At 62.2% G+C, this 23,285-nt stretch carries 24 protein-coding genes; 16 read left to right on the top strand and 8 right to left on the bottom strand.

Annotation, left to right across the window (positions count from 1 at the left end; translation table 11 throughout):
- The first annotated feature begins 374 nt into the window (after positions 1 to 374).
- The gene (locus EOE18_RS17645) at positions 375 to 815 is read left to right on the top strand and encodes a hypothetical protein (RefSeq protein WP_127711988.1); all 441 of its coding nucleotides are present in this window, start codon (positions 375 to 377) and stop codon (positions 813 to 815) included.
- A gap of 22 nt (positions 816 to 837) precedes the next feature.
- On the opposite strand, the gene EOE18_RS17640 is transcribed toward EOE18_RS17645, so the two are convergent.
- The 6 genes from EOE18_RS17640 to EOE18_RS17615 form a co-directional block, all read right to left on the bottom strand.
- Entirely contained in the window at positions 838 to 1,428 is a 591-nt protein-coding gene (locus tag EOE18_RS17640; protein ID WP_127711986.1) for a hypothetical protein, read from the bottom strand.
- Between the two features lie 20 nt (positions 1,429 to 1,448).
- Positions 1,449 to 2,741 carry a dual-specificity RNA methyltransferase RlmN gene (gene rlmN, locus EOE18_RS17635; protein ID WP_127711984.1) on the bottom strand — a complete coding sequence of 431 codons (1,293 nt, stop codon included), beginning with the start codon at positions 2,739 to 2,741 and terminating at the stop codon, positions 1,449 to 1,451.
- A 159-nt stretch (positions 2,742 to 2,900) separates the two neighbouring features.
- Positions 2,901 to 3,389 (bottom strand): invasion associated locus B family protein, encoded by a 489-nt coding sequence (locus EOE18_RS17630; RefSeq protein WP_127711982.1) that lies wholly within the window; start codon positions 3,387 to 3,389, stop codon positions 2,901 to 2,903.
- 29 nt (positions 3,390 to 3,418) lie between these two features.
- Complete coding sequence (locus EOE18_RS17625; RefSeq protein ID WP_246027534.1) at positions 3,419 to 4,747, bottom strand: ammonium transporter; 1,329 nt, start codon at positions 4,745 to 4,747, stop codon at positions 3,419 to 3,421.
- Between the two features lie 150 nt (positions 4,748 to 4,897).
- The gene (locus EOE18_RS17620; protein WP_127711980.1) at positions 4,898 to 5,404 is read right to left on the bottom strand and encodes a GreA/GreB family elongation factor; all 507 of its coding nucleotides are present in this window, start codon (positions 5,402 to 5,404) and stop codon (positions 4,898 to 4,900) included.
- A 36-nt stretch (positions 5,405 to 5,440) separates the two neighbouring features.
- Positions 5,441 to 5,866 (bottom strand): hypothetical protein, encoded by a 426-nt coding sequence (locus tag EOE18_RS17615; protein ID WP_127711978.1) that lies wholly within the window; start codon positions 5,864 to 5,866, stop codon positions 5,441 to 5,443.
- Between the two features lie 73 nt (positions 5,867 to 5,939).
- Between EOE18_RS17615 and EOE18_RS17610 the strand changes: the two genes are divergently transcribed.
- The gene (locus EOE18_RS17610; RefSeq protein ID WP_127711976.1) at positions 5,940 to 6,437 is read left to right on the top strand and encodes a DinB family protein; all 498 of its coding nucleotides are present in this window, start codon (positions 5,940 to 5,942) and stop codon (positions 6,435 to 6,437) included.
- Here the strand turns inward: EOE18_RS17610 and EOE18_RS17605 are convergent.
- Positions 6,415 to 8,637 (bottom strand): lytic transglycosylase domain-containing protein, encoded by a 2,223-nt coding sequence (locus tag EOE18_RS17605; RefSeq protein WP_246027533.1) that lies wholly within the window; start codon positions 8,635 to 8,637, stop codon positions 6,415 to 6,417. The two genes, EOE18_RS17610 and EOE18_RS17605, sit on opposite strands and share 23 nt — an antisense overlap.
- A gap of 118 nt (positions 8,638 to 8,755) precedes the next feature.
- Here EOE18_RS17605 and dapA point away from each other — a divergent pair, with 118 nt between their 5' ends.
- The 10 genes from dapA to EOE18_RS17555 all read left to right on the top strand — a co-directional run bounded on the left by dapA (position 8,756) and on the right by EOE18_RS17555 (position 18,858).
- On the top strand, positions 8,756 to 9,637 hold the full coding sequence (gene dapA, locus EOE18_RS17600) for a 4-hydroxy-tetrahydrodipicolinate synthase (protein ID WP_127711974.1): 882 nt from the start codon (positions 8,756 to 8,758) through the stop codon (positions 9,635 to 9,637).
- 101 nt (positions 9,638 to 9,738) lie between these two features.
- The gene (locus EOE18_RS17595; protein ID WP_127711972.1) at positions 9,739 to 10,674 is read left to right on the top strand and encodes a CmcJ/NvfI family oxidoreductase; all 936 of its coding nucleotides are present in this window, start codon (positions 9,739 to 9,741) and stop codon (positions 10,672 to 10,674) included.
- 211 nt (positions 10,675 to 10,885) lie between these two features.
- Entirely contained in the window at positions 10,886 to 11,509 is a 624-nt protein-coding gene (locus tag EOE18_RS17590) for a TetR/AcrR family transcriptional regulator (protein WP_127711970.1), read from the top strand.
- Between the two features lie 189 nt (positions 11,510 to 11,698).
- Positions 11,699 to 12,505 carry an outer membrane protein assembly factor BamD gene (locus tag EOE18_RS17585; RefSeq protein ID WP_127711968.1) on the top strand — a complete coding sequence of 269 codons (807 nt, stop codon included), beginning with the start codon at positions 11,699 to 11,701 and terminating at the stop codon, positions 12,503 to 12,505.
- Between the two features lie 158 nt (positions 12,506 to 12,663).
- Entirely contained in the window at positions 12,664 to 13,122 is a 459-nt protein-coding gene (locus EOE18_RS17580) for an RrF2 family transcriptional regulator (RefSeq protein ID WP_127711966.1), read from the top strand.
- Positions 13,123 to 13,239: 117 nt separating this feature from the next.
- Positions 13,240 to 13,533 carry a hypothetical protein gene (locus EOE18_RS17575; RefSeq protein ID WP_127711964.1) on the top strand — a complete coding sequence of 98 codons (294 nt, stop codon included), beginning with the start codon at positions 13,240 to 13,242 and terminating at the stop codon, positions 13,531 to 13,533.
- Between the two features lie 75 nt (positions 13,534 to 13,608).
- Positions 13,609 to 15,273 carry a DNA repair protein RecN gene (gene recN, locus EOE18_RS17570; RefSeq protein ID WP_127711963.1) on the top strand — a complete coding sequence of 555 codons (1,665 nt, stop codon included), beginning with the start codon at positions 13,609 to 13,611 and terminating at the stop codon, positions 15,271 to 15,273.
- Positions 15,270 to 15,953 (top strand): GNAT family N-acetyltransferase, encoded by a 684-nt coding sequence (locus EOE18_RS17565; protein WP_127711961.1) that lies wholly within the window; start codon positions 15,270 to 15,272, stop codon positions 15,951 to 15,953. The genes recN and EOE18_RS17565 overlap by 4 nt, the downstream gene beginning before the upstream one ends.
- A 9-nt stretch (positions 15,954 to 15,962) precedes the next feature.
- Positions 15,963 to 18,044, top strand: a complete 2,082-nt coding sequence (ligA, locus tag EOE18_RS17560; RefSeq protein ID WP_127711959.1) for an NAD-dependent DNA ligase LigA — start codon at positions 15,963 to 15,965, stop codon at positions 18,042 to 18,044.
- Between the two features lie 91 nt (positions 18,045 to 18,135).
- Positions 18,136 to 18,858 (top strand): class I SAM-dependent methyltransferase, encoded by a 723-nt coding sequence (locus EOE18_RS17555; protein WP_127711957.1) that lies wholly within the window; start codon positions 18,136 to 18,138, stop codon positions 18,856 to 18,858.
- Positions 18,859 to 18,895: 37 nt separating this feature from the next.
- Here the strand turns inward: EOE18_RS17555 and EOE18_RS17550 are convergent, their stop codons facing one another.
- Entirely contained in the window at positions 18,896 to 19,864 is a 969-nt protein-coding gene (locus EOE18_RS17550; protein WP_127711955.1) for a 50S ribosomal protein L11 methyltransferase, read from the bottom strand.
- Positions 19,865 to 20,071: 207 nt separating this feature from the next.
- On the opposite strand from EOE18_RS17550, the gene sdhC reads away from it, so the two are divergent.
- The 4 genes from sdhC to EOE18_RS17530 all read left to right on the top strand — a co-directional run bounded on the left by sdhC (position 20,072) and on the right by EOE18_RS17530 (position 23,201).
- The gene (sdhC, locus tag EOE18_RS17545; RefSeq protein ID WP_127711953.1) at positions 20,072 to 20,473 is read left to right on the top strand and encodes a succinate dehydrogenase, cytochrome b556 subunit; all 402 of its coding nucleotides are present in this window, start codon (positions 20,072 to 20,074) and stop codon (positions 20,471 to 20,473) included.
- Positions 20,474 to 20,487: 14 nt separating this feature from the next.
- Positions 20,488 to 20,868: a succinate dehydrogenase, hydrophobic membrane anchor protein gene (gene sdhD, locus EOE18_RS17540; protein ID WP_127711951.1), complete on the top strand. Its 381-nt coding sequence runs from the start codon at positions 20,488 to 20,490 to the stop codon at positions 20,866 to 20,868.
- A gap of 5 nt (positions 20,869 to 20,873) precedes the next feature.
- Positions 20,874 to 22,682, top strand: a complete 1,809-nt coding sequence (gene sdhA, locus EOE18_RS17535; protein ID WP_127711949.1) for a succinate dehydrogenase flavoprotein subunit — start codon at positions 20,874 to 20,876, stop codon at positions 22,680 to 22,682.
- Positions 22,683 to 22,820: 138 nt separating this feature from the next.
- Positions 22,821 to 23,201, top strand: coding sequence for a hypothetical protein (locus tag EOE18_RS17530; protein WP_220446041.1), 381 nt, complete (start codon positions 22,821 to 22,823; stop codon positions 23,199 to 23,201).
- The last annotated feature ends 84 nt before the right edge of the window (positions 23,202 to 23,285 follow it).

Genomic DNA, 23,285 nt, shown 5'->3' with positions numbered 1-23,285 from the left:
CTCAGCGCCTCGTACCGGTCAGATAGGTCAAAGAAACTGGGCTGTCCTGCCATCGTCGCCTCCACCGCATCGTCAGCGATATGAATCAAATCTGCCACTCAAAAGCCAGAGTTTTTCGAGGTGTCCAACTGGCACATCAAATTCGATCACGCTATACCGTGTCAGATATACCAATGGTCCAACGGCGCAAACCCTGTTCCGCCTGTCGAGTAGCTTTACGGCGGCGTGATAATTTGATGAGTGGAGTCCCTGAAATAGCCATTAGAGGCGAGGGACTCCCATTTTATCGACTTTTGGTGAATGAAGATTTTTATTGATTGAGTAGCCTTTATTTTAATATACGATAAATGGATATCGTGTGTTAGGCGTATGAGATGATTGTCAAAAATGCCATTGGGTTGTTCGGCATATGCGTTTCAGTGATCTTGGGAATATGGCGCGTTCCGGTCGCTCCCATGTTTTTGAAATGGGCTGCTGCGATTTTTTGTAGCTTTTTGATGGTGTATATATTGCTAAGTTTGTTTCTCGCCGCCATTCGAGAATATATTCGAAATCATTTTCTCAAGAAAGTAAATAAGGCGAGTGCCTCCATCGATGCTATTCGGGCGAGCTATATTCAGCAGTTTGGCGGCGCTGATTTGCTGAAGGGGGGGGGTGTAGAAGTTCCTGATGATTTCGTGCGAGAGGCTATTGTTCAACAAGGGCTTGGGATTGAATATATGTCGTATCCTGAAGGGTCTTACACATTTGCGCCAAATTATAACACAGTAAGCGATAGGATTTTACTGTTTTTTGGCAGATTGCTCAAGGCTTAGCTTTGTCGGGGTTTTTCTGTCTTTACACTACCGGCCCGAAAACCGGAAAGAAATGGCGGTGGTGGAACACCCAGCATTCCTCAAACCGCGCCTTGGCCCCCGCACAGGCCGCCCGCCACCAGTCGAGCGGCGGATCTTCCAACCCTTCAATCCATGTGGTGTTCGACCTTATCAACAGGCCGTGGCAGCGTTCGTATCTTTTGGCCACTTTCTTGGCCACCAGACGCGCGATTTCGGCGGCATAGGCATCGGGGCTGATCATCACCGGTTCGGTTACGGGATGGGCCTCGCCAATGCCGAATTGGCGGCAGGTGGTTTCATAGGCCTCGTTGCGGTGGAGCAGCGGGTTGTCGGCCTCGGTGTTCTCGTAGATTAACTCTGCCCCATGCAGGCGGATGGCGAAATCGGGCGTGTGCTGGCCGGTTTCGGGCAGTAACCGCACCGCTTCCGCCCCGCGATAAAGCGCGAAGCGGCTGGCCATATAGGCCTCGCGGAAACTCTTGCCGCGCTGGCTGCGGATTTCGCAAGTCGCGTGCAGCGCCTCCCCCACACGGTTGGTCAGCGCCAGCAGGTCCTGCGGCGGCAGCCAGAGGCCGACCGGAATGGTCTCCATCGGACTGCCACCATCAGGCATTAACCCAGCGCGGCCTGCTTTTCTTCGGCCAGACGGTCCAGTTCGGCGCGGCTGAGCTTTTGCGCGGTGGTTTTGAGCTGGCCGCAAGCCGCGTCAATATCGCGCCCGCGCGGGGTGCGGACCGGCGCGCTGATGCCGCCTTCAAACACGATGTCGGAAAAGCGCTTGATGCGTTCGGGCGTCGAACATTCGTAAATCGCGCCGGGCCATGGGTTGAACGGGATCAGGTTCACCTTGGCCGGCAGATCATATTTGCGGATCAGGCGGACGAGTTCGCGCGCATGATCGTCGCTGTCATTCTTGTCCTTCAACATCACATATTCAAAGGTGATGCGGCGCGAATTGCTGGCGCCCGGATAATCGGCGCAGGCCTGCAGCAATTCTTCCAAGCCATATTTGCGGTTGATCGGCACGATCTCGTCGCGCACTTCCTTGTTCACCGCATGGAGCGAGACGGCGAGGTTGACGCCGATTTCCTGCCCGCAACGCTCCATCATCGGCACCACGCCGCTGGTGGAAAGCGTAATGCGGCGCTTGGACAGGGCAAGGCCATCGCCATCCATCACCAGCTTCAACGCATCGCGCACATTGTCGAAATTATACAGCGGCTCGCCCATGCCCATCATCACGATATTGGTCAGCAAACGCCCGTCGGACGAATAGCCGCCATCCTCATCGACCATGTCATCGCCCAGCTCGGCAAAGTCGGCCGCGCCCGCCTTGGGCCATTCGCCCAGAGCATCGCGCGCCAGCATCACCTGCCCCACGATTTCGCCCGGCGTCAGATTGCGCACAAGGCGCATGGTGCCGGTGTGGCAGAAGCGGCAATTGAGCGTGCAACCCACTTGGCTGGACACGCAAAGCGTGCCGCGATCGGCATCGGGGATGAACACCATTTCAAAATCATGGCCATCGGCAGTGCGCAGCAACCATTTGCGGGTGCCGTCCTCGCTATGCTGCGAAACGACGATGTCAGGGCGGCCAATCACAAATCGTTCGGCCAGCCAAGGGCGCATGGTCTTGGCAATATCGGTCATCGCGTCGAAATCATGCACGCCACGGTGATAGATCCAGTGGAACACCTGCTTGGCGCGCAGCTTGGCCTGCTTGGCGTCCAGCCCCGCAGCGGCGAAAATTTCCGTGATGCGGGGGCGGGGCAGGCCGACCAGATCCACCTTGCCATCCTCGCGTGCGGTAATGTCGCGCGCGGTGACTACCGGATCGATATGACCGGCAATCGGCATGCTGGTGGGAAGGGGGGATGCGGTTTCGGTTGTGTTGCTGGCGTTCATGGGCGCGGCGCATAGCCGATTTGGCGGCAAAAGGCCAGTTGTGTTCGGCACCGGCCCTCTCCCCCTGCCCTGCCACCCATATAGTGTAGCCTGTTGGGTGGCAGGGCAGGGGGAGAGGGCCGGTGCCGCTTTGCCGAAACGCAGTTTCGGCTCAGACGCTTAACGCCCGGCGCAGGCCACGGTGGCCGCATCCATCGCGGTGCCCGCGCCTTGCAAGGGATAGGTATCGGAAAAGCTGCGCCCTTGCGCGTCGCGGGCCGACACGGTGAAGCTCTCGGCCGAGCGCATGGCGGCGATGATGGCGGCATCCATGCGGATGTCGGCTGCCCATGCGTCATAACCGCCGCCCACCAATTGCCAGCGGTTGCGGCCCATGGACAGGGTGATCGGGGCACTGCCCATGCTGCGGCGGGCAAGGCGCAGGTGGAATTGGCCGCGAACGCCGCGTTTGGGCCACAGGCCAACGTCGGCATAGGGCGCGGTTTCGCCGCGATGCTCGATTTGCGGCACGGCAATGGCATAGCAGCGCGGCACTTGGGGATCGCGGAAAGCGGCCCATGCGCCAAAGACGCCCAAGGCGTCGCGGGCCTGCGCCGCAGGGGCAGCGCCTAGCGCCAGCAGGCAAAGAAAAAGGGCCGGAAGCTTCATGCTCCGGCCCTTTACCACGGGGGTTTGGATCAGTCCATTTCCCAGGCGCGTTCGCCATGGGCGGTAATGTCGAGACCTTCGCGCTCGTCATCCTCGCTGACCCGCATGGGCAGGATTTTGCCCAGCACCACCGCCAGCACCCAAGTCACCGCCGCCGACCACAAGGCGGTCACGCCGACACTCAGAACCTGCGCGTGCAATTGCTTGGCCAGCGTCATGCCCGTGGCGTAGCCGGTGCCGCCCAAGGTCGGATGCATGGCCAGCGCCAGACCCAGCGAGCCGATCATCCCGCCGACGCCATGCACAGCAAACACGTCGAGCGAATCATCGATGCGCCAGCGCTGCTTCACCAATTGGATCATGCCATAGCAGACAAAGGCCGCGACCAGACCGAACAGCGCCGCCATGGAAGGCGCAATCATGCCTGCCGCTGGCGTTACCGTGGCCAGACCCGCCACCGCGCCCGTGGCAAAGCCAACGCTGGTGGGCTTGCCCACGTGATGGGCTTCGATGGCGATCCAGACCAGAGCCGCCGCACAGGCCGCCGTATGCGTGTTCAAAATAGCGCTGGCCGCCGCCGCATTGCCCGCCAAGGCGCTGCCGCCGTTAAAGCCGAACCAGCCCACCCACAGCAGCCCTGCGCCCAGCATGGTGAGCGCCGGGCTATGCGGCAGCATCAGCGTTTTGTTAAAGCCGGTGCGCGGGCCGACCAGCCACGCCACCACCAGCGCCGACACGCCCGCCGTGGTATGCACCACAATGCCACCGGCAAAGTCCAGCGTGCCAAACTGGCTGGCCATCCAGCCGCCGCCCCAGATCCAATGCGCGGCAGGCGCATAGACCAGCAGGCCCCACAAGGCGCAGAAAGCCACCACAAAGCCAAAACGTGCGCGGTCCACCCATGCGCCCGCCATCAGCGCAGGCGTGATCGCGGCAAAGCAGAGCTGGAACAGGGCAAAGGCATTTTCAGGCAGGCTGGTGCCGCTGCGCACCGTGGCCAAAGTGCCAAGGCCCGCGCCCGACAATTGGCCGATCCAGCCATGCGTGACCGGCCCGAAAGCCAGACCATAACCCACCAGCACCCAGAGCAAGGATGCCGCCGCCGCAATCGCGCCCACTTGCACCATCACCGCCAGAAAATTCTTGGCACGCACCAAACCGCCATAGAACAGCGACAGGCCGGGCAGGCACATCAACAGCACCAGCGCGCTGGACACCAGAATCCATACCGTGTCAGCACCATTGGGAGCGGCGGGGGCTGTTTGGGCAAAAGCGGCGGCAGGGCTCAGCAGCGCGGCGCTTGCTGCCGCCATGGCGCAGGCTTGCCGCGCCCATGTGCCCGATAGGCATTGGCGCATATGTCATTCTCCACGTCCCGCCGCGACCCGCTGGCGGTTTCCTCCGGCAGGGGCCATAGAGGTGATGGAATGAGGCGCGCAAGAGCGGATTTTTGAAGTTTTATGCCGCAGTGCAGCGCTGTGGCGCAATCCTGATGGGAAATCCTGCGTTTATACGGATGGATAGGTGATGGTCATCACTTCCCATTCTTTCTCGCCGCCGGGCAGGTGGACGCGGCGCAAATCGCCCACAGCCGCCCCGCGCAGGGCCCGCGCGATCGGCGCGCTCCATCCGATCAGGCCCTTGCTGGCATCCTGTTCATCATCGCCCACCAAGGTCAGCTGCTTGCGATTGTCATCCTCGTCGGCAATTTCCACGCAGGCGCCAAACCATACGCGGCTTTGGTCGGCCTGGCGCGCAGGGTCGACCACGCGACAGGCCTTCATGCGCTTGGCCAGAAAGGCCAGTTCGCGGTCGATTTCGCGCATGCGCTTGCGGCCATAGAGATAGTCGCCATTCTCGCTGCGGTCACCATTGCCCGCGGCCCAGCTGACAATTTCCACAATCGCGGGCCTTTCGGTGCCCAGCAGATGGTCATAGCGGGCGCGCAGGGCGGCCATGCCCGCAGGGGTGATGGGCGGGCCAGCGGGTTTGGAGGCGTTGGAACTCTCGGTCATGGGCGGGCTTTAGGTTGTGTCTTGTCCCGCTGCAATTCAGAAAGGCAGGGGCGCTAGATCGGGCGCTACCCATGCCAGCCTCGCCTCGGGCGTGAACAAGGTTTCCCGCCGCCAATAGGCCAAAGGCCAATCGCTGGCGCCCAGAGACGAGGCGAGCAGATCGGCCAGCACTTGCTCCAGCGGCTGGTCGCCCGCCTTGGCCAATTCCGCCTGTGCCGCACGTAAAGAGGCGATGGTGATGCTTTCATGATAGCCCGCGCTATCGCTGTTTACCCCGCCGGTGGCCTCATTATAGGCGCGGATCGTGGCGCGCATGGTGTCGATCCCCGCAGCCTCTGGCCGGTGGCGCAGCAGCCAGAGCGCGGCGGCCCAATGCGCGGCATGGGTCCATTCCGCCTTGGGCAGGCTGCGGTCCAGCAAGCCATGGGCGATGCGGGCAATAGCGTCGTTGGTGAGAGCCATGGGGGGGGTAGGCAGGCAGGGGCGACTTGCCAAGGGACTCGCTATTGCCTCTATTCGGGCATAGACTGACTTTATGCTGGAAACCTATCTTGCCTATGGCCAGTGGGCCAATCGCCTGATGTTTGAAGGTCTGGCCCGTGTGCCGCAGGCGGTTTTGGTGGCGCCGCAGAAAGTGGTGTTCGGCTCCATCCTGCAAACCGCCCATCACGCGTTGGCGATGAGCGAGGTGTGGCGCGCCCATCTCACCTCCGGCGCGCATCCCTACACCAGTCGCAACCCGGACACCTGCCCCCCGCTGGCCGAGATTGCCGCGCGGCAGAGCGAGATCGATTTCTGGTATCGCGCCTATGCCCTGGCGCTGGATTGGGATTCCCTGCGCGAAAGCGTGCCTTTCACCTTTATCGACGGTGGCGAGGGGGAAATGCGGCGGGACCAGATCCTGCTGCATGTGGTCAACCACGCCACCTATCATCGCGGCCATATTGTCGCGATGCTCAATGCCTCGGGCTATAGCCTGCCCAGCAGCGACCTGCCGGTGTTCCTGTCGGTTACCGACCGAGAAAATGACTGAGCGGATTGGGGCCGCGATAGCTGGCCTTGTCCGGCACCAGCGCTTCATAGGTCACCGCATTTTCCATCACGTGATAGACATAGCCGCGCGTCTCGCCAAAGGGGATGCGCTCGATCCATTCCAGCCAGTCGACGCCGCCATTGCGCGGATCGCCCCGCGCGGCCAGCCATTTGCGCACATTGCCCGGCCCCGCATTATAGGCCGCCACCGCCAGCGGGTAGGAGCCGTTGAAGCTGGAGAGCAGGCGCGCGAAATAGGCATTGCCCAGCGCCAGATTATAGGATGGATCGGCGGTTAACGCCTCGGTGGAAAAAGGCAGGCCAATGCGCCGCGCGGTTTCCGCCGCCGTGGTGGGCATCAATTGCATCAGGCCCCGCGCATTGGTGCGCGACAGGGCATTATAGCTGAACTGGCTTTCCTGCCGCGCGATCGCGTGGATCCATGTCCATTGCCCGCCTTCGGGAATGGGGGTGACGGGGAAGGATAGCTCGCGGAAATTACGCAGGCCTGCGTTTTCGGCGGCTTGTCCCGATACGACCGCCAGATCGCGGCGGCCCAATTCGCTCGCCAATTCGCCCAGCAGCACAAAGTCCATCTCGGTCCGCCCCTGATCGGCGATGGAGCGGAAGAAGCGGATGGTGGTTTGCCAGTCGGTCTCGCGCGCCACTTCGCGCACGGCCTGCGTGATGGGGCGGGCGTTGAAAGCGGCGCGTAGGGCGGGCGTGGGGGAAGGATGGGGCGCATCGGCCATCGAAGGCAACGGGCGGCCCAGCTTTTCCAGCGCCATCAGCCCGTGAAACTGGTCAGGATAGGCGGCGGCGGAATTGTAATAGGCCTGCGCCTCGGCGCGGCGGCCAGCCTCCTCCATCGCGCGGCCCGCCCAGTAAAAGCCCTTTGCCCGGGTGTTGGGCGAGCGGGCGGCGGTGGCATAGCGATAGAACAGGGTGGCGGCGGCATTGGGATTGCGCAGCGTCCACAAGGCGGTGGTCCCGCCCAGCCACATCAGCGAGGTGTAATCATCGCGCACGGCAAAGGCGAGTTGGGAGATGTCGGTCCCGCTGCCAAAGCCTTCCACCGCGCCCAGGGCGATATGCAATTGGTCCGATGCCTCGGCCGCGCGGGCGGCGGCAAGGGTGATACCGGCCCAGCGCCGCTGGTCCAGCGCGGGGCGGGCCAAGGGCAAGCGGGTGGCAAACAGGCTGGCCAATTCGCCATTGCGTCCGCGCCGCAGCAACATCCGCCCGCGATCGGCCAGATAGCCCGGATCGCCCAGAAATTCGGGCGGGATCACTTCGGCGGGCGGGGGTGTAGGGGCTGGCGGGCCATCGGGCGTGGTGGCAGGGGCCGGTTTGAACAGGCTCGGATTGGCCGCCGCCGTGACGCGTGCCATTTCCGTGGCATTTTCCGAAGCGGCGACTTGTTCCATGGCGTCAGGGCCGACCATCGGCACTTCGGCGCTGGTGCCGCGCTGGATGGCAAGGCGGGCCTCGGCCACGGCACGGCGGTTGGCGCTGGCGCGGGGCAGGGCGCGGCTGGCTTGCGATGTGGCGCCATCCCAGAGCAGGGCTTCGAGGCGGGCGTCATGGTCGGCTTGGGTGAAATGATGGCCCCAGCGCGCCTGTATCGCGGCTTCGGCGGCATCGCTCATCGCGCCGCCGCGCCAAGCCTCGCGCGCCAAGGGCAAGGCCTGATGTTCGCGCCCCGCATTGGCCAGCGCCAGCGCATAAAGCGCGCGGGCGGGGTTGGTGAGCGGGGGGAAGCGGTCGAAAAAGGCGATCAGGCGGCTGCCATCGACATTTTGCAGGGACAGCGATTTTTCGGCAGCGCGGCGGAAGGCTTCTTCTTGCGGAAAGCCCGGATAGGCCATGACGAAAGAGGCATAGGCATCATAGCCTTGATTCTCGGTCCCCGCCAATTGCCGCCAGCGGGCAATGGCGCTGGTGATCGGACTGGGGGGCGTTTGTCGCCACAGGGCGCGGGCGCGGTCCCATTCCTCGCCCAATTGCGGGGCGGGGGGCGGTGTGGGGTTTGTGACGGCGGCGGGGGCCATGTCGGGCAGGGGCTGGGCCGCAATGATCTGCGCATCGGCGGCATGGGGCGATAACAGGGCCAGACCCGCCAGCAAGGCGCCTCTTGTCCGCCGCTTGGCACGGGGGCCATGCTGGCAGTTGCGAGGGCTGTTTATGAAGATGCTGGACATTATGGCCTGTGGCTCCCTATCAGGCGGAGTTGTAACAGATGATGCGCTGGCTGCAGGGCGGGGTGGGTTTCGTCGATCCGCTGTGCCTATAGGTGGGCGATGTTAGAGGATAAAGTCCATGTTCTCCGGTTCCATTCCCGCTCTGGTGACCCCTTTTCGCGACGGGGCGTTTGACGAGGCGACCTATCGCGCCCTGATCGATTGGCAGATCGACAATGGATCAAGCGCTTTGGTCCCTTGCGGCACAACGGGGGAAAATTCCACCCTTTCCAACGCAGAACACCATCGCGTGATCGAAGTTTGCATCGAACAGGCCGCTGGCCGCGTGCCGGTGATCGCCGGTTGCGGCAGCAATGATACGCAAAATGCGCTGATGCATATGACTTTCAGCAAGAAGTGCGGCGCGGCCGCCGCCCTTGTGGTGGCGCCCTATTACAACCGCCCCTCGCAGGAAGGTCTGCTGGCCCATTTCTCCTATCTGGCCGAAAAGAGCGATCTGCCGATCATCCTTTACAACGTGCCCGCCCGCACCGTGACCGACATCAAGCCGGAAACCGTGGTGGAACTGGCGCGCCGCTTCCCCAATCGCATCATCGGCATCAAGGATGCCAGCGGCGACCTGTCGCGCGTGACCGACCATCGCAAGGGCATTGGCGCGGATTTCTGCCAGCTTTCGGGTGATGATGAACTGGCGCTGCCTTTCAGCGCGGCGGGCGGCGTGGGCTGCATTTCGGTCACCGCCAATGTCGCGCCCAAGCTTTGCGCGCAGTTTCAGGCCGCCTGTGCCGCGGGCGATCTGACCGAGGCGCGCCGGTTGAGCGATCTGCTCTATCCGCTGCATTATGCCATGTTTGAAGACGCTTCGCCGGGCCCTGTGAAATATGCCCTGTCGCGCGTGTTCCCCAATTTCCGCGAGGAATTGCGCCTGCCGCTGGTGCCCGCCAACAAGGCTGCGCGCGATGCGGTGGATGCGGCGCTGGTTTCGGCCGGTTTGATTTAACACTTCCGCTTCCGCCCTTTCCTTACACACTTGTGTAAGGCGCCGTCTCTGATAGCCTCTCTTCCAGCGCCGATACAGGCGTGTGGAAGAGAGGACAGACCATGGCAACCAGTGATACATCCGTTACGGCCAGCAATTCCCAAGGCGATTCTCTAGAGGATCAGGCACGGCAGGCGCCCGCGATTTTGCGCTATCTTGCCCCCGGCGATTTTGTGACGCGCCGCTATGTGCGCGCAGGGGCGGAAATCAACACCGGCGAATATCGCGATTATCCCGCGGTCGTCCGCGATGGCATGTCCATCCGCGATCACTTCACCTTGGACACCCATGGCTTTGCAATCGGCAAAGGGCCGAGTCGTGTCCAAGATTTCTGGAACCGGGATGAAGTGGATGCGTTATACCCCCATGACGCTGTCGACATCATCAAAGCCATGACCGGCGCGGATCGGGTCGCCACGCAAGGCTGGATGATTCGCACCAGCGCCGATCTGACGCAAAGGGCGCAGGAAAAGACCGAAAATTACCAACATGCTGGCGGTATCCAGCCCCCTGCGGGCGAGGCCCATGTCGATTATAACCAGAAAACCGCCCACAAAGCCGCCGCGCGCATGCACCAGCAATGTTTCGGATCGCCTGATGGCTATCGCCGCTTCATCTGCTTGTCGCTGTGGCGGACCTTCTCGCCCGGCCCGCAGGATTGGCCCTTGGCGATGTGCGATTATCGCAGCGTGGGCGATGAGGAGGGCGTTTCGAACACGCTTTTCGTGGTCGACCAGTTTCCGGAAGGGGAGGCGTTAACCGCTCCGGTTGCCGGTGAGGACGAGATGATCGCCGCCACCATCTTTCACCACAGCGCCGCGCATCGTTGGTGGTATTTCTCCAATATGGCGAGCGATGACATTCTATTATTTAAATTTCACGATAGTGACCACAATGTTGCATGGCGCTGTCCGCATACGGCTTTCCATGATACATCGCTGTCAGGCGCACGGACCAGATCAAGTATCGAATTGCGAGCAATAGCTTTTTTTGATTGACGGCGGCTCGTTCTGCGGCGAGGAGGATTTTGTTCGGATCGGGTGCCTTTGGATAGTTTTGATAAGATTACTGGTTAGTTTTAAGTAAAACTGAACATTTTCGTACAAAATATCCAAATTTGTGGTCTGCGCGTAAATTTTTTATGAAAAACAATAAGATTGCACTCATGTAATCTTGCAAAAGTTAACGTCGCAAAGCATAAAAGGTTCCATGAACGGGCACATCACCACCACCGAACAGCGGCGCAATCGTAACTTTGCGGAGACCCATCGGCAGTTGATCGAGCGGGCGATCAATTTGATTGCTCAAAACGGGCTTGAGACATTGTCGGTGGCCTCTCTGGCCAGAGATGCGGGGATGAACCGCTCGACCGTCTATTATCATTTTGACAGCCGTGAATCCCTGATCGCATCCATCAAGGGGTGGATCGGCGGGCGCATTGGCGACCTGTTGCTGGGCGCAGGCGATATTGAGGAGCGGCTGGAAGAGACGATCATTTTCGTCCTGACGCGGCCCGAGGCGGTCCGCCTGTGGGTCGAGGATCTGGTCGAGCGTGGCTCGATGGTGGTGCGTTTCCCCAAATGGGAATTGCTGGTCACGCAAATGGGCCAGCGTTTGCAGAGCAACGGTCTTGGCTCTGGGCTGGGCGTTTTTTCGTTCAGCGATGACCGGCATGATGCCGAAGTGTGGTCGACGATCCTGTTGGCCGCCACTTTGATGGCGCCGCGCCTCTATCAATTCTCGCTGCGCCCCGATGAGGATCGCCAGCGCATCGCCCGTCGTTATGCACGGGCTCTGGCCCGCTTTCTGCGCGGGTTTGAAACCATCGGTTAAACGGGCGGGGCAGGTCTGCCCTGATCCATCGCTTGCTCCCGTCGTGGCTTTGGCGCCGCGGCGGGAGTTTTGCGTTGGCGTGGCTGTGCCTGCGGACTGCTTGGCCGGCGCCAATATTTCTGACTGCCTCTTTGCTTTCCCGCCATGCTTTCACTTGGCGTTCATGCGCGTGCTGGTTATAGGCCAGTCATGTCCAAGCTCGCCTTTCTCCCTTCGTCGCGTGTTGTCCTGCTTGCAGGCGCTGCTGTTGCCATTGCGTTGACGGGGGGCTGTTCCGGTCGGGGCGGCAAGCCCAAGGATACCGCCTATGTGGCGCGCGATGTCGACTCGCTCTATCTGGAGGCGAAAAAGCGCCTTGATCAGGGTGAGGCCAAGACCGCTGCGGCCCTGTTTGACGAGGTGGAGCGCCAGCATCCCTATAGCCCCTGGGCCCGCCGCGCGCAGTTGATGAGCGCTTTCTCCTATTATTCCGCGCGCGATTATACCAAGTCGATCCAGTCGGCGCAGCGTTTCCTGTCGATCCATCCGGGTAACAAGGACGCGGCCTACGCCTATTACCTCGTCAGCCTGTGCTATTACGAGCAGATCAGCGACGTCAGCCGCGACCAGAAGACCACCCTGCAGGCGCTGACCGCGCTCAATGATGTGGTGCGCCGCTTCCCCGGCACGCGCTATGCCACCGATGCCAAGTTGAAGGTCGATCTGGTGAACGACCATCTGGCGGGCAAGGAAATGGACATTGGCCGTTTCTATGAACGCGCCGGTCGTTGGTTGGCCGCCGATATCCGTTTCCGCAACGTGATCGACAAATATCAAACTACCAGCCACATTCAGGAAGCCCTGTTCCGTCTGGTGGAAACCAACCTGTCGATGGGCGTGCCCGAGGAAGCGCAGAAATATGCCGCCGTTCTGGGTGCCAATTATCCGGGCAGCGAGTGGTATGAAAAGGCCCATGCCTTGATGCAGCGCCACGCGCCGGGCACCAAGGCGATCTGAACCGGATAGGTGGAGGGGCGGGTTTTCCCGCCCCTTTTCGTATCGGTCGGCGGGGCGCTTGCTTCTGCTATTCTAGCTTGGCGGTTGACATTCACCTTGCAAATGCGAGATGAAGGCTTGTGGCGCTGTGCCGCCGCTTTTTCTGATTGCCCGATCCCATGCTCTCGCAAAAGACCCGCTATACCATCCGCGCCTTGCAGCACCTTGCCGACAAATGGCAGCAGGGGCCTATCCGCTTGGACGCTGTGGCCGAGGCGCAGAACATCCCGCGCAAGTTTCTGACAGTGATCCTGTCGGAAATGGTGCGCGAAGGGGTGGTGATTTCCCATCGTGGGCGCGAAGGTGGCTATGAACTGGCGCTGCCGCCCTGCGACATCCGCTATGGCGACATCATCCGACTCACCCGTGGCAGTCTGGCTCTGGTGCCTTGCGCCAGCCGTTACGCCCATGAACATTGCGCCAATTGCCTGCCCGAGGCCGATTGTCGTTTACGCGGGTTAATGCTGGCCCTGCGCGATGAAATGGCCTCCATGCTGGACCGATTGACTTTGGCCGATAAAATCGAGGTCGAGCCGCCTTTCGCCGATCCTCCGGCGCCGGAGCCTAAGGCGGGTTAACCCTAATTTATCGGAATTCCCCCTAAGCCACCTCTTGCAAAGCTTTAGGCGATCTAGGGCAGAAGGCTGGTTGCCGTGCAAAGATTGCCAACGGCAGCGAGAGAGTGGAATTCAGGCATGGGCAATTTCCGTCAGTTTCCCGAAGAGCGCCAGCGTCTGCAACTGGAAGAGGACGAGGCTGCCCGTATTGCGCAGGAATTCTTCGCCTCGGCGCGTGGCGGTTCGGTGGATGAGGAATTTGACTGGACGCAGGCCAAGGCCGAGCCGGAAGTGCATGCGCATCTCCACCGCGAACAATATGGCCTGATGCAGGTCAGCGCCGACCGCACCGCCATCTATCCCGAACATTTGATGATTGGCGCGATCTGGCTGGGCGCGATTGCGCTGGGCCTGTGGCGAATCATTATCTGAACGGTTTAGGGGCACGGGCCATAGACGAGAGCCTGTCGATCGGTTAGAACGCTTGGCGAACAAACCGATGCGATTATGCTGAGCCACTTATCCATTCGCAATATTGTGTTGATCGAGGCGCTGGACCTCGATTTCGCGCCGGGCCTCGGCGTGCTGACCGGCGAGACGGGCGCGGGCAAGTCGATCTTGCTGGATGCGCTGGGTCTGGTGCTGGGCATGCGCGCCGATAGCGGTCTGGTGCGGGCAGGCACCGATCTGGCCAGCGTGACCGCCAGTTTCGAGGCGGGCGCGCTCGATGCCGCCGTTGCGGATGCCTTGGCCGAGGCGGGGGTGGAGATCGAGCCGGGCGAGCCGATCCTGATTCGCCGGCAGATCAAGGCCGATGGTGGATCGAAGGCTTTCATCAACGACCGCCCCGCCAGCGTGGCCTTGCTGCGCGAGCTTGCGCCCTATCTGGTGGAAATCCATGGGCAGCATGATGATCGCGGGCTGGTCAATCCGCGCGGGCATCGCAGCCTGCTCGATCGTTATGCGCGGGTGGATACGGCGGCGCTGGAGGCGGCGTGGCGCACATGGCGGCAGGCGGGCGAGAAATTGGCCGCAAGGCGCGAAGCCATTGCCAAGGCCGCCGAGGACCGCGAGTTGTTGATGGCCCATGCGGGCGAGCTGGAGGCTTTGGCGCCGGAAGCGGGCGAGGAAGAGGAACTGGCCGCCGAACGCGCCACCATGCAGAAGGGCGCAAGGCTTTCGGGCGATCTGGCCGATTTGCAGCAAGTGTTCGCCGGTTCCAATTCGGTGTTGGCGCAATTGCGGCAGGCCGCGCGGCGGCTGGACCGGATCGCGGGCGAGCATCCCTTGCTGGAAGAAGTGCTGGGCGCTCTGGACCGCGCGGTGATCGAGGCGGATGATGCCGAGGACAAGCTGGGCCGGGCGCTGGATGCTTTGGCGCATGATCCCATGGCTTTGGACCGTGTGGAAACCCGCCTGTTCGAATTGCGGGCGGCGGCGCGCAAACATGGCTGCGCGGTGGAGGATCTGCCGCGCAAGGCCCGCGAGATGCGCGAGGCTTTGAACGCTATTGAAGGCGGCGAGGCGGAAGTGGCGGGGCTGGAGGCGGCCGAAAAGGCGGCGCGCGCCGCTTGGCTCAAGCTGGCCGAGGCGGCCAGTGCCGCACGCGGCGAGGCGGCGGGGCGGCTGGATGCGGCGGTGAAGGGCGAACTGGCGCCGCTGAAGCTGGACGCGGCGCGTTTCCGCACGCAGGTTACCCCGCTGGAGGAAAGCCAGTGGGGCGGCGCGGGCATGGACCGCGTGGAATTCATGATCGCAACCAATCCGGGCGCGGATTTCGCGCCTTTGGCCAAGATTGCTTCGGGCGGGGAATTGTCGCGCTTTATCCTCGCGCTGAAAGTGGCGCTGGCCGAGGAAGGCGGCGCGGCGACGATGATCTTTGACGAGATCGACCGTGGCGTGGGCGGCGCGGTGGCGCAGGCGATTGGCGAGCGTCTTGCACGGTTGGCTTCTACGGGCCAATTGCTGGCCGTGACGCATAGTCCGCAAGTGGCGGCGCGCGGCGGGCAGCATTATTTCATCGCCAAGAGCAATGATGGCACGGTGACGCGCACCGGCGTGGTGCAACTGGATGGCGCAGGGCGCCAGCAGGAAATCGCGCGTATGCTGTCGGGTAGCGAGATCACGCCCGAGGCGCGGGCGCAGGCCGAAAGGCTGCTGGAAGGCGCGTGACGCTACAGGCGCTGGACCATCCTTTCCTTGCCGCGTTGACCGGACGGCAGGCGCATCTGGCGCGCTGGAATGCGGATCGCACGGCCTGCCGGATCGCCCCTGATTACGGGCCTTTCGCGGCGGCTTTGGCGGGCCAAGAGGCGGCGTTGGTCGATCTGTTGCGCGATGCCTCGGACGAGATCTGGTTGGTGCAGGCGCAAGGTCTGGCGGTGCCCGATGGGTTGGTAATCAAACGCCGCGCCGATCTGGTGCAGATGGTGGCGCGCGATGCGCCGCCGGTGGTCGATTCGGGCGATATGGTGCTGCTGACGCAGGAGGATGCCCCGGCCATGGCGGCTTTGGCCCATGCCACCCAGCCCGGACCTTGGGGGCCCAAGACGCATCTTTACGGTGCGTTTTATGGCATCAAGCAAGGCGACCGGCTGGTGGCCATGGCGGGCGAAAGGGCGCGTCCTGCCGAGGGCATCACCGAAGTCAGCGGGGTTTGCACCGATCCGGCCTATCGCGGGCGGGGCTATGCGCGGCGCTTGATTTGTCATGTGATGGCCGGCTTGGCGGCGCGGGGCGAGGCGGCCTATCTGCACAGTTGGGCCAGCAATGCGGGTGCGATTGCCCTTTATGAACAATTGGGCTTTCAAATCCGCGCCTCGATGGTGGCGAGTGTGCTTGCACTGGGCTAGAAGGCCCGCATGACCGAGCCACAATCTTTGCCGACTGAAGCTGAAGCCGCCAATGAATTGATGCGCCTTGCGCGCAAGATCAACCGCGCCAACAAGGCCTATCACCTGAACGACAGGCCGGAGATGTCCGACGCGGATTATGACGCGCTGGTGCGGCGCAATGCCGAGCTGGAGGCGGCTTTCCCCCATCTGGTGCGCCCTGATAGCCCCAGCAACAAGGTGGGGCACGAGGTCAGCGCTTCGCCTTTGGGCAAGGTGACGCATGATGTGCGGATGATGAGCCTCGACAATGCCTTTTCCGACGAGGAACTGGGCGAATTTGTCGCCCGCGTCCGCCGCTTCCTGTCGCTGGGCGAGGGGGCGGAACTGGCTTTCACCGCCGAGGACAAGATCGACGGCCTGTCTTTATCGCTGCGTTATGAGCATGGGCGATTGGTGCGCGCCGCCACGCGTGGCGATGGGCAGGTGGGCGAGGATGTGACCGCCAACGTGGCCTACATTCCCGACATTGTGCAGCAATTGCAGGGTGATGCGCCCGCCTTGTTCGAGGTGCGCGGCGAAGTCTATATGGAGCGCGCCGCCTTTGCCGCGCTGAACGAGCGGCAGGAGCAGGCAGGCGACAAGACCTTCGCCAATCCGCGCAATGCGGCGGCGGGCAGTTTGCGGCAAAAGGATGCCAAGGTGACCGCCGAACGGCCCTTGCGCTTTTTGGCGCATGGCTGGGGCGCGGCCAGTGAAGTGCCTGCCAGCAGCCAATATGCGATGATGCAGCAGATTGCCGCCTGGGGCCTGCCGGTCAGCCCGCGTCTGGCCACCTGCGCCAGTGTCGAAGGGCTGGTGGCGCATTACAATGCGATTGGCGCGGCGCGTAGCACCCTGCCTTACGAGATTGACGGCGTGGTGGTGAAGGTCGATTCGCTGGCCGCGCAGGAGCGTCTGGGCTTTGTGGCCAAGGCGCCGCGCTGGGCGATTGCGCGCAAATTCCCCGCCGAGCGCGCCGAGACCACGTTGGAAGCCATTGATATTCAGGTGGGCCGCACGGGCAAGCTGACGCCGGTGGGCCGCCTTGCGCCGGTGCTGGTGGGCGGGGTGACGGTGACCAATGTGACGCTGCACAACCGTGACGAGATTGCGCGGCTGGGTGTGCGCGTGGGTGACCGTGTGGTGTTGCAACGCGCGGGCGATGTGATTCCGCAGGTGGTGGAAAATCTGACCCGCGAGGTGGAGCGCCCCGCCTTTGCTTTCCCCGACCACTGCCCCGAATGCGGCAGCGAGGCCCTGGCCGAAGAGGGTGAGGTCGATGTGCGCTGCACTGGCGGGCTGATCTGCCCTGCGCAGCGCACCGAAAGGCTCAAGCATTTTGTCAGCCGTGGCGCGCTGGATATTGAAGGGCTGGGCGAAAAGACGATTATCGAGTTTTTCCAGCAGGGCTGGCTGGAAAATCCGGCCGATATTTTCCGCCTCCACCGCCGCCGTGACGAGATTGTCGGGCGCGAGGGGTGGCAGGATAAGTCTGTGGAAAACCTGTTGACAGCGATCGAGGCCAAGCGGCAGCCCGACGCGGCCAAGCTGTTGTTCGGGCTGGGTATCCGCCATGTGGGCGCGGTGACTTCGCGTGATTTGTGCAAGCATTTCGTTACCTTGCCCAATTTGCGCGCGGTGGTGGAGGCTGCTCGTGGCCATGATGCCGATGCGGGGCAGGATGGCGCGGCGCAATTGCTGGGCATTGATGGCGTGGGGCCGGTGGTGGTGCAGGCCTTGGGCGAATTTTTCCGCGAGCCGCATAATGTGGCCGTTTGGGAAGACCTGCTGAACGAGGTGAACCCGCCAGATTACATCGTCGAAACCCGCGAGAGCGAGGTGGCGGGCAAGACGGTGGTGTTCACCGGCAAGCTGGAAACCATGAGCCGCGACGAGGCCAAGGCGCAGGCCGAACGGCTGGGCGCGAAGGCCAGCGGCAGCGTGTCGAGCAAGACCGATCTGGTGGTGGCAGGGCCGGGGGCTGGCACCAAGCTGAAACAGGCCGCCGCGCTGAACATTCCGGTGATTGACGAAGCGGAATGGGCGCAGATTGTCGCGCGGGCGGGGTAGGGGAACGGTTACAAACTCTTACAAGCCGCGCTCTTGGCAAATGCCGCGCTTAGGCTAGTCTCCGGCCAAATTTCAGGTGGGAGTGCGACGAATGACGAAGGCATGGATGATGTTGGCGGCTGTGGCGCTGGTGGCGCCGACGGTCGCGCAGGCTCAGGCGCCCAGCGCTGCGGTTCTGGCCGCGGTGGCCGACAAGGCGCGCCCGGAAGGCGACAGCAGCCGCGATGGCGCGCGTAAGCCTGCCGAGCTGGTGGCTTTTGCGGGTGTGAAGGCGGGGCAGAAAGTGGGCGAATTGCTGCCCGGTGGCGGCTATTTCTCGCGCATCCTGTCCAAAGTGGTGGGGGAAAAGGGCACGGTGTTCCTGTGGATGCCCGCCGGAATGCCCGCTGACCGCATTGCCCGTTATGATCCGCTGCTCAAAGCCTATACCAATCTGAAGCTGGTGCAGGGCGAGCAATTGGTGGCCCCCGAACCGCTGGATCTGGTGTGGACCACGCAGAATTACCATGACCTGCATCATACCGGCCGCAGCCCCGATGCCACCAATGCGGCGGCCTTTGCCGCGTTGAAGCCGGGCGGCATCTATATTGTCAGCGACCATGCGGCCCGCGCCGGTTCGGGCACCGCCGATACCGACAATCTGCATCGCATTGATCCCGAATTGGTGAAGGCCGAAGTGATCAAGGCCGGTTTTGTGCTGGATGGCGAAAGCAAGGCTTTGGCCAATGCGGGCGATGACCACACCAAGAAAGTGTTCGAGCTGCACGATGCCACCGACCAGTTCTTCCTGCGCTTCCGAAAGCCAGCCAAATAAAAGAAAAGGGGGAGCTTGGCGGCTCCCCCTTTTTACATCACCACTTGCGCGACCATTCGGGCAATTGCCCCGGACGCGAGGCGCGAATGCCGCCATAGCGCCTTTTGCGCAGCCACAGGATCGACCAATCCCCGCGCTGTTCGCGGCGGGCAAGGCGCAGGCCAGCGCGGCGGCAGGCGGCGCGCACTTGCGCTTCCTGAGTCGCGAGCAGGCCTGCCAGCAGCAGATTGCCACCGGGCACCAGCGCCTTGGCAAAATCGGGCGCCAGTTCGATCAAGGGACCGGCAAGGATATTGGCGATCAGCAGGTCATAGGGCCCGCGCGATTGCAGGACCGGATCATCCATCCCATCGGCCACCACCATGGCCAGTTCACCCGCCTTGGCCCCCAGTTTGAAGCCATTTTCCTGCACATTATATTCGACCACGCCTACGCAGGCCTCGTCAATGTCGCTGGCGGTGGCATAGGCCTGCGGCCACAGGCGCAGCGCGGCAAAGGCCAGCAATCCGGTGCCGGTGCCAATATCGGCCACATTGCGGGCAATCGTGCCCTCGCGCTTCATCTGGCTGAGCATGGCAAGGCAGCCCGCAGTGGTTTCATGATGGCCGGTGCCAAAGGCGCGGCTGGCGGGGATCACGAAATTGATATGGTCGGGCGAGGGTTCGCGCTCGGGGATATGCACGCAGAACCGGTCGGCATAGATCGGCTCCAACCCCTGCTGGCTCTCGGTAATCCAGTCGATGTCGGGCAATTGCTCGAAAATCAGCTCGACTTCTTCCTCGCCGAACAGGTTTTCGACCGCGACGAAATCCTGTTCCAGCGGCTCGCGGGGGAGATAGACCTCCAGCTTCCAGTCCTCGGGCTGGTCCTTGGCCACTTCGCAACCGGCGATCACCAGTTCAAAGTCCCAGTCAAACGCATCCTCATGCGCGATCAGGGCGGCCTGAATCACCTCCCGGCTGCCAAAGACGGTGATCTTCCAATTTTGCACTTGTTCATCGTTCATAGTGCCCGCGATAGGGCCTCTGTGCCCGCCTGCCAAGCATCAACCTATTGCCTGTAACAGCAGGGCGCGCAGTTTAGCGCCTTTCTCCCCATAGTGCGCTTGCACCGCGCCACTTTTTGGCTAAGGGGAATAACAAAGCGACTGCCAGCGTTGCATTGCAGCAAAGGCGGTTTTGGCACTGAAGAATAGCCCAAGGGGATTCACGCAATGGCCCAAGCCACGCACACGCGCAAAGCCCGGCCGATTTCGCCGCACCTCCAGATCTGGCGCTGGGGTCCGGGCATGGCGGTATCGATTCTGCACCGCGCCACCGGTTCGGCGCTGTCTTTTGGCGGGCTTGGCCTGCTGCTCTGCTGGCTGGGCTGTCTGGCCTCGGGTCCGGAAACCTATGCCCTGTTCCTGCAACAAGCGGGCAGCTGGTATGGCCGTATCGTGCTGATCGGCATTTCCTGGACCTATTTCAACCACCTCGTTTCGGGTCTGCGCCACTTCCTGCTGGATATTGGCGCCGGTTTCGAGGTGTCGAGCAACAACCGTTGGTCGGCGATTTCGCCGGTCATCGGCATCGTGCTGACGGCGGCCTTCTGGGCCTGCCTGCTGTCGCACTGAGGGAGTTAGGATAGATGGGTAACGGAACCTCCGTCGGTCGCGTCCGGGGTCTTGGCTCGGCGCATTCGGGTGCGCATCACTGGCTGGTGCAGCGCTTCACCGCTATCGGCAATCTGGTGCTGACCTCGTGGTTTGCCGTGTCGCTGCTGGGTCTGCCCAATTTCAGCTATGTCACCCTGCGTGACTGGCTGGTCAGCCCTGTTTCGGCCACTGGCCTGTGCCTGCTGATCATTTCCGTCTTCTGGCACGCCCGTCTGGGCCTGCAAGTGGTGGTGGAAGACTATGTGCATGAACATGGCGCCAAGTTTGCCGCTATCGCCGCGCTGAACCTTGCTGCCTTTGGCGGCGCGGGTTTCGGCCTGTTCAGCGTCATCCGCCTCGCGCTGGGAGCTTGAGATCCATGAACGCCCCTGCTTACAAGATTATCGACCATACCTATGACACTGTCGTCGTTGGCGCTGGCGGCTCCGGCCTGCGCGCCACGATGGGTTCGGCAGAAGCGGGCCTGCGCACCGCCTGCATCACCAAAGTGTTCCCCACCCGCAGCCACACGGTTGCGGCGCAGGGCGGTATCGCTGCCTCGCTGTGCAACAACACGCCCGATCACTGGACGTGGCATATGTTCGACACCGTCAAGGGTTCGGACTGGCTGGGCGATCAGGACGCGATCGAATATATGGTGCGTGAGGCGCCTCAGGCCGTTTACGAGCTGGAGCACGCCGGCGTGCCCTTCAGCCGCAACGCCGATGGCACCATCTATCAGCGCCCCTTTGGCGGCCACATGCAGAATATGGGCGAAGGCCCGCCGGTGCAGCGTACCTGCGCCGCGGCTGACCGTACCGGCCATGCCATGCTGCACGCGCTCTATCAGCAGTCGCTGAAATATGACGCGGACTTCTTCATCGAATATTTCGCCATCGACCTGATCATGGAAAATGGCGAATGCCGTGGCGTGATTGCCATGTGCATGGATGATGGCACGATCCATCGCTTCCGTGCGAAGGCTGTGGTGCTGGCCACCGGCGGCTATGGCCGCAGCTATTACACCGCCACTTCGGCCCATACCTGCACCGGCGACGGCGGCGGCATGGTGCTGCGCGCTGGCCTGCCCTTGCAGGACATGGAATTCGTGCAGTTCCACCCCACTGGCATTTACGGCGCGGGCGTGCTGATCACCGAAGGCGCGCGCGGCGAGGGTGGTTACCTGACCAACTCCGAAGGCGAGCGTTTCATGGAACGCTATGCTCCCTCGGCCAAGGATCTGGCCTCGCGTGACGTGGTGTCGCGTTCGATGGCGCTGGAAATCCGCGAAGGTCGCGGCGTTGGCCCGCATAAGGACCACATCTATCTGCACCTCGATCACATCGATCCCAAGGTGCTGGGCGAACGTCTGCCGGGCATCACCGAAAGCGGCAAGATCTTTGCCGGTGTTGACCTGACCCGCCAGCCTCTGCCTGTGGTGCCCACGGTACACTACAACATGGGCGGCATCCCCTGTAACTATCACGGCGAAGTGGTGACCATCGGCGCCGATGGCAACCCCGAAACCGTGATCCCCGGCCTGTTCGCCGTGGGTGAAGCCGCTTGCGTGTCGGTGCATGGCGCCAACCGTCTGGGCTCGAACTCGCTGATCGACCTTGTGGTGTTTGGCCGTGCCACCGGCCACCGCATCAAGGAATTGGTGAAGCCCGGCCAGAGCCATGCCGAACTGCCCAAGGATTCGGCAGAGATGGCGCTGACCCGTCTGGACCATTTCCGCCACGCCAATGGCGGTTCGTCCACCGCGGAAATCCGCACCGAAATGCAGCGCACCATGTCGGGCCACGCCGCCGTGTTCCGCACCGACGAGCTGATGGAAGAGGGCAAGGCCAAGCTGGCCGCCACCTACACCAAGCTGCAGGACGTGAAGGTCACCGACCGCTCGCTGATCTGGAACTCGGATCTGATCGAGACGCTGGAACTCGACAACCTCATCTCGCAGGCCTCGGTCACGCTGCATGGCGCGCACGCCCGCAAGGAAAGCCGTGGTGCCCATGCGCATGAGGACTTCCCCGAGCGCGACGACGTCAACTGGATGAAGCACACCGTTGGCTGGTTCGACGGCTGGGGCGGCAAGGGCGGCGAGGTCAAGCTCGACTACCGTCCGGTGCATGAATACACGCTCACCGATGACGTGAGCTATATCAAGCCGAAGAAGCGCGTTTACTAAACAAGCGTTTTCGGTTGGAAACGAAGAGGGCGGGGCCGAGAGGCTTTCCGCCCTTTTTGTTTGCGTTTCCGGCTGGGGGAAGAAGATGCCTCCGGCGGGCAAAGGGCGGGGGCCCTTTGCAATCCCGATAATGGGGCGATGTTTGAAGGCCCGTGCTACTGGGCAGGCAGCTTTTGTGAAGAAGCCGCTTCGCGGGGGGAGGACCAGATGAGGTTTGGCTGGAAATTGACCTGCGGCGCATTGCTCCTTGGAGCGATCGTGATCTTGATGAATTTTCAAATTCAAAAGACCGCTTGCGCTGGTCTTTCTGATCGAGAGGCGCTGGCCATTTTGCAACCGGCATTTGTGCATATAAAGAGCCGTGCGCGGCCCGAAGATATGGGGAGCCTACGCTTGGAGACCAAGATTCATCGCGATGACAATTATGCTCCAGACGATCCAAATTCTAACGTTTGGGTGGATTTGGTCGATGCCCAGACGAGTACGAACCCGCTGGCGCGGGAGTGGTGCTTTCCTTGAGGTCAGGCCAGTGATCGGCGGTCTGGGTCTAAGTTGAGATCTGGCCCGAGTAGGCAGACCATTGCGGCTCCTTTCAACCAAGGA

Source organism: Novosphingobium umbonatum, from assembly GCF_004005905.1.
In the GTDB taxonomy this organism is placed as follows: domain Bacteria; phylum Pseudomonadota; class Alphaproteobacteria; order Sphingomonadales; family Sphingomonadaceae; genus Novosphingobium; species Novosphingobium umbonatum.
The sequence above is the reverse complement of the archived record's forward strand: the minus strand, read 5'-3'. Positions and strand labels throughout refer to the sequence as shown.

What these genes read in the sequence shown, in the direction of transcription:
- EOE18_RS17645 (WP_127711988.1), top strand. Translation starts at nt 375, where the DNA reads ATGATTGTCAAAAATGCCATTGGGTTGTTCGGCATATGCGTTTCAGTG.
- EOE18_RS17640 (WP_127711986.1), bottom strand. Translation starts at nt 1,428, where the DNA reads ATGGAGACCATTCCGGTCGGCCTCTGGCTGCCGCCGCAGGACCTGCTG.
- rlmN (WP_127711984.1), bottom strand. Translation starts at nt 2,741, where the DNA reads ATGAACGCCAGCAACACAACCGAAACCGCATCCCCCCTTCCCACCAGC.
- EOE18_RS17630 (WP_127711982.1), bottom strand. Translation starts at nt 3,389, where the DNA reads ATGAAGCTTCCGGCCCTTTTTCTTTGCCTGCTGGCGCTAGGCGCTGCC.
- EOE18_RS17625 (WP_246027534.1), bottom strand. Translation starts at nt 4,747, where the DNA reads ATGCGCCAATGCCTATCGGGCACATGGGCGCGGCAAGCCTGCGCCATG.
- EOE18_RS17620 (WP_127711980.1), bottom strand. Translation starts at nt 5,404, where the DNA reads ATGACCGAGAGTTCCAACGCCTCCAAACCCGCTGGCCCGCCCATCACC.
- EOE18_RS17615 (WP_127711978.1), bottom strand. Translation starts at nt 5,866, where the DNA reads ATGGCTCTCACCAACGACGCTATTGCCCGCATCGCCCATGGCTTGCTG.
- EOE18_RS17610 (WP_127711976.1), top strand. Translation starts at nt 5,940, where the DNA reads ATGCTGGAAACCTATCTTGCCTATGGCCAGTGGGCCAATCGCCTGATG.
- EOE18_RS17605 (WP_246027533.1), bottom strand. Translation starts at nt 8,637, where the DNA reads ATGTCCAGCATCTTCATAAACAGCCCTCGCAACTGCCAGCATGGCCCC.
- dapA (WP_127711974.1), top strand. Translation starts at nt 8,756, where the DNA reads ATGTTCTCCGGTTCCATTCCCGCTCTGGTGACCCCTTTTCGCGACGGG.
- EOE18_RS17595 (WP_127711972.1), top strand. Translation starts at nt 9,739, where the DNA reads ATGGCAACCAGTGATACATCCGTTACGGCCAGCAATTCCCAAGGCGAT.
- EOE18_RS17590 (WP_127711970.1), top strand. Translation starts at nt 10,886, where the DNA reads ATGAACGGGCACATCACCACCACCGAACAGCGGCGCAATCGTAACTTT.
- EOE18_RS17585 (WP_127711968.1), top strand. Translation starts at nt 11,699, where the DNA reads ATGTCCAAGCTCGCCTTTCTCCCTTCGTCGCGTGTTGTCCTGCTTGCA.
- EOE18_RS17580 (WP_127711966.1), top strand. Translation starts at nt 12,664, where the DNA reads ATGCTCTCGCAAAAGACCCGCTATACCATCCGCGCCTTGCAGCACCTT.
- EOE18_RS17575 (WP_127711964.1), top strand. Translation starts at nt 13,240, where the DNA reads ATGGGCAATTTCCGTCAGTTTCCCGAAGAGCGCCAGCGTCTGCAACTG.
- recN (WP_127711963.1), top strand. Translation starts at nt 13,609, where the DNA reads ATGCTGAGCCACTTATCCATTCGCAATATTGTGTTGATCGAGGCGCTG.
- ligA (WP_127711959.1), top strand. Translation starts at nt 15,963, where the DNA reads ATGACCGAGCCACAATCTTTGCCGACTGAAGCTGAAGCCGCCAATGAA.
- EOE18_RS17555 (WP_127711957.1), top strand. Translation starts at nt 18,136, where the DNA reads ATGACGAAGGCATGGATGATGTTGGCGGCTGTGGCGCTGGTGGCGCCG.
- EOE18_RS17550 (WP_127711955.1), bottom strand. Translation starts at nt 19,864, where the DNA reads ATGAACGATGAACAAGTGCAAAATTGGAAGATCACCGTCTTTGGCAGC.
- sdhC (WP_127711953.1), top strand. Translation starts at nt 20,072, where the DNA reads ATGGCCCAAGCCACGCACACGCGCAAAGCCCGGCCGATTTCGCCGCAC.
- sdhD (WP_127711951.1), top strand. Translation starts at nt 20,488, where the DNA reads ATGGGTAACGGAACCTCCGTCGGTCGCGTCCGGGGTCTTGGCTCGGCG.
- sdhA (WP_127711949.1), top strand. Translation starts at nt 20,874, where the DNA reads ATGAACGCCCCTGCTTACAAGATTATCGACCATACCTATGACACTGTC.
- EOE18_RS17530 (WP_220446041.1), top strand. Translation starts at nt 22,821, where the DNA reads ATGTTTGAAGGCCCGTGCTACTGGGCAGGCAGCTTTTGTGAAGAAGCC.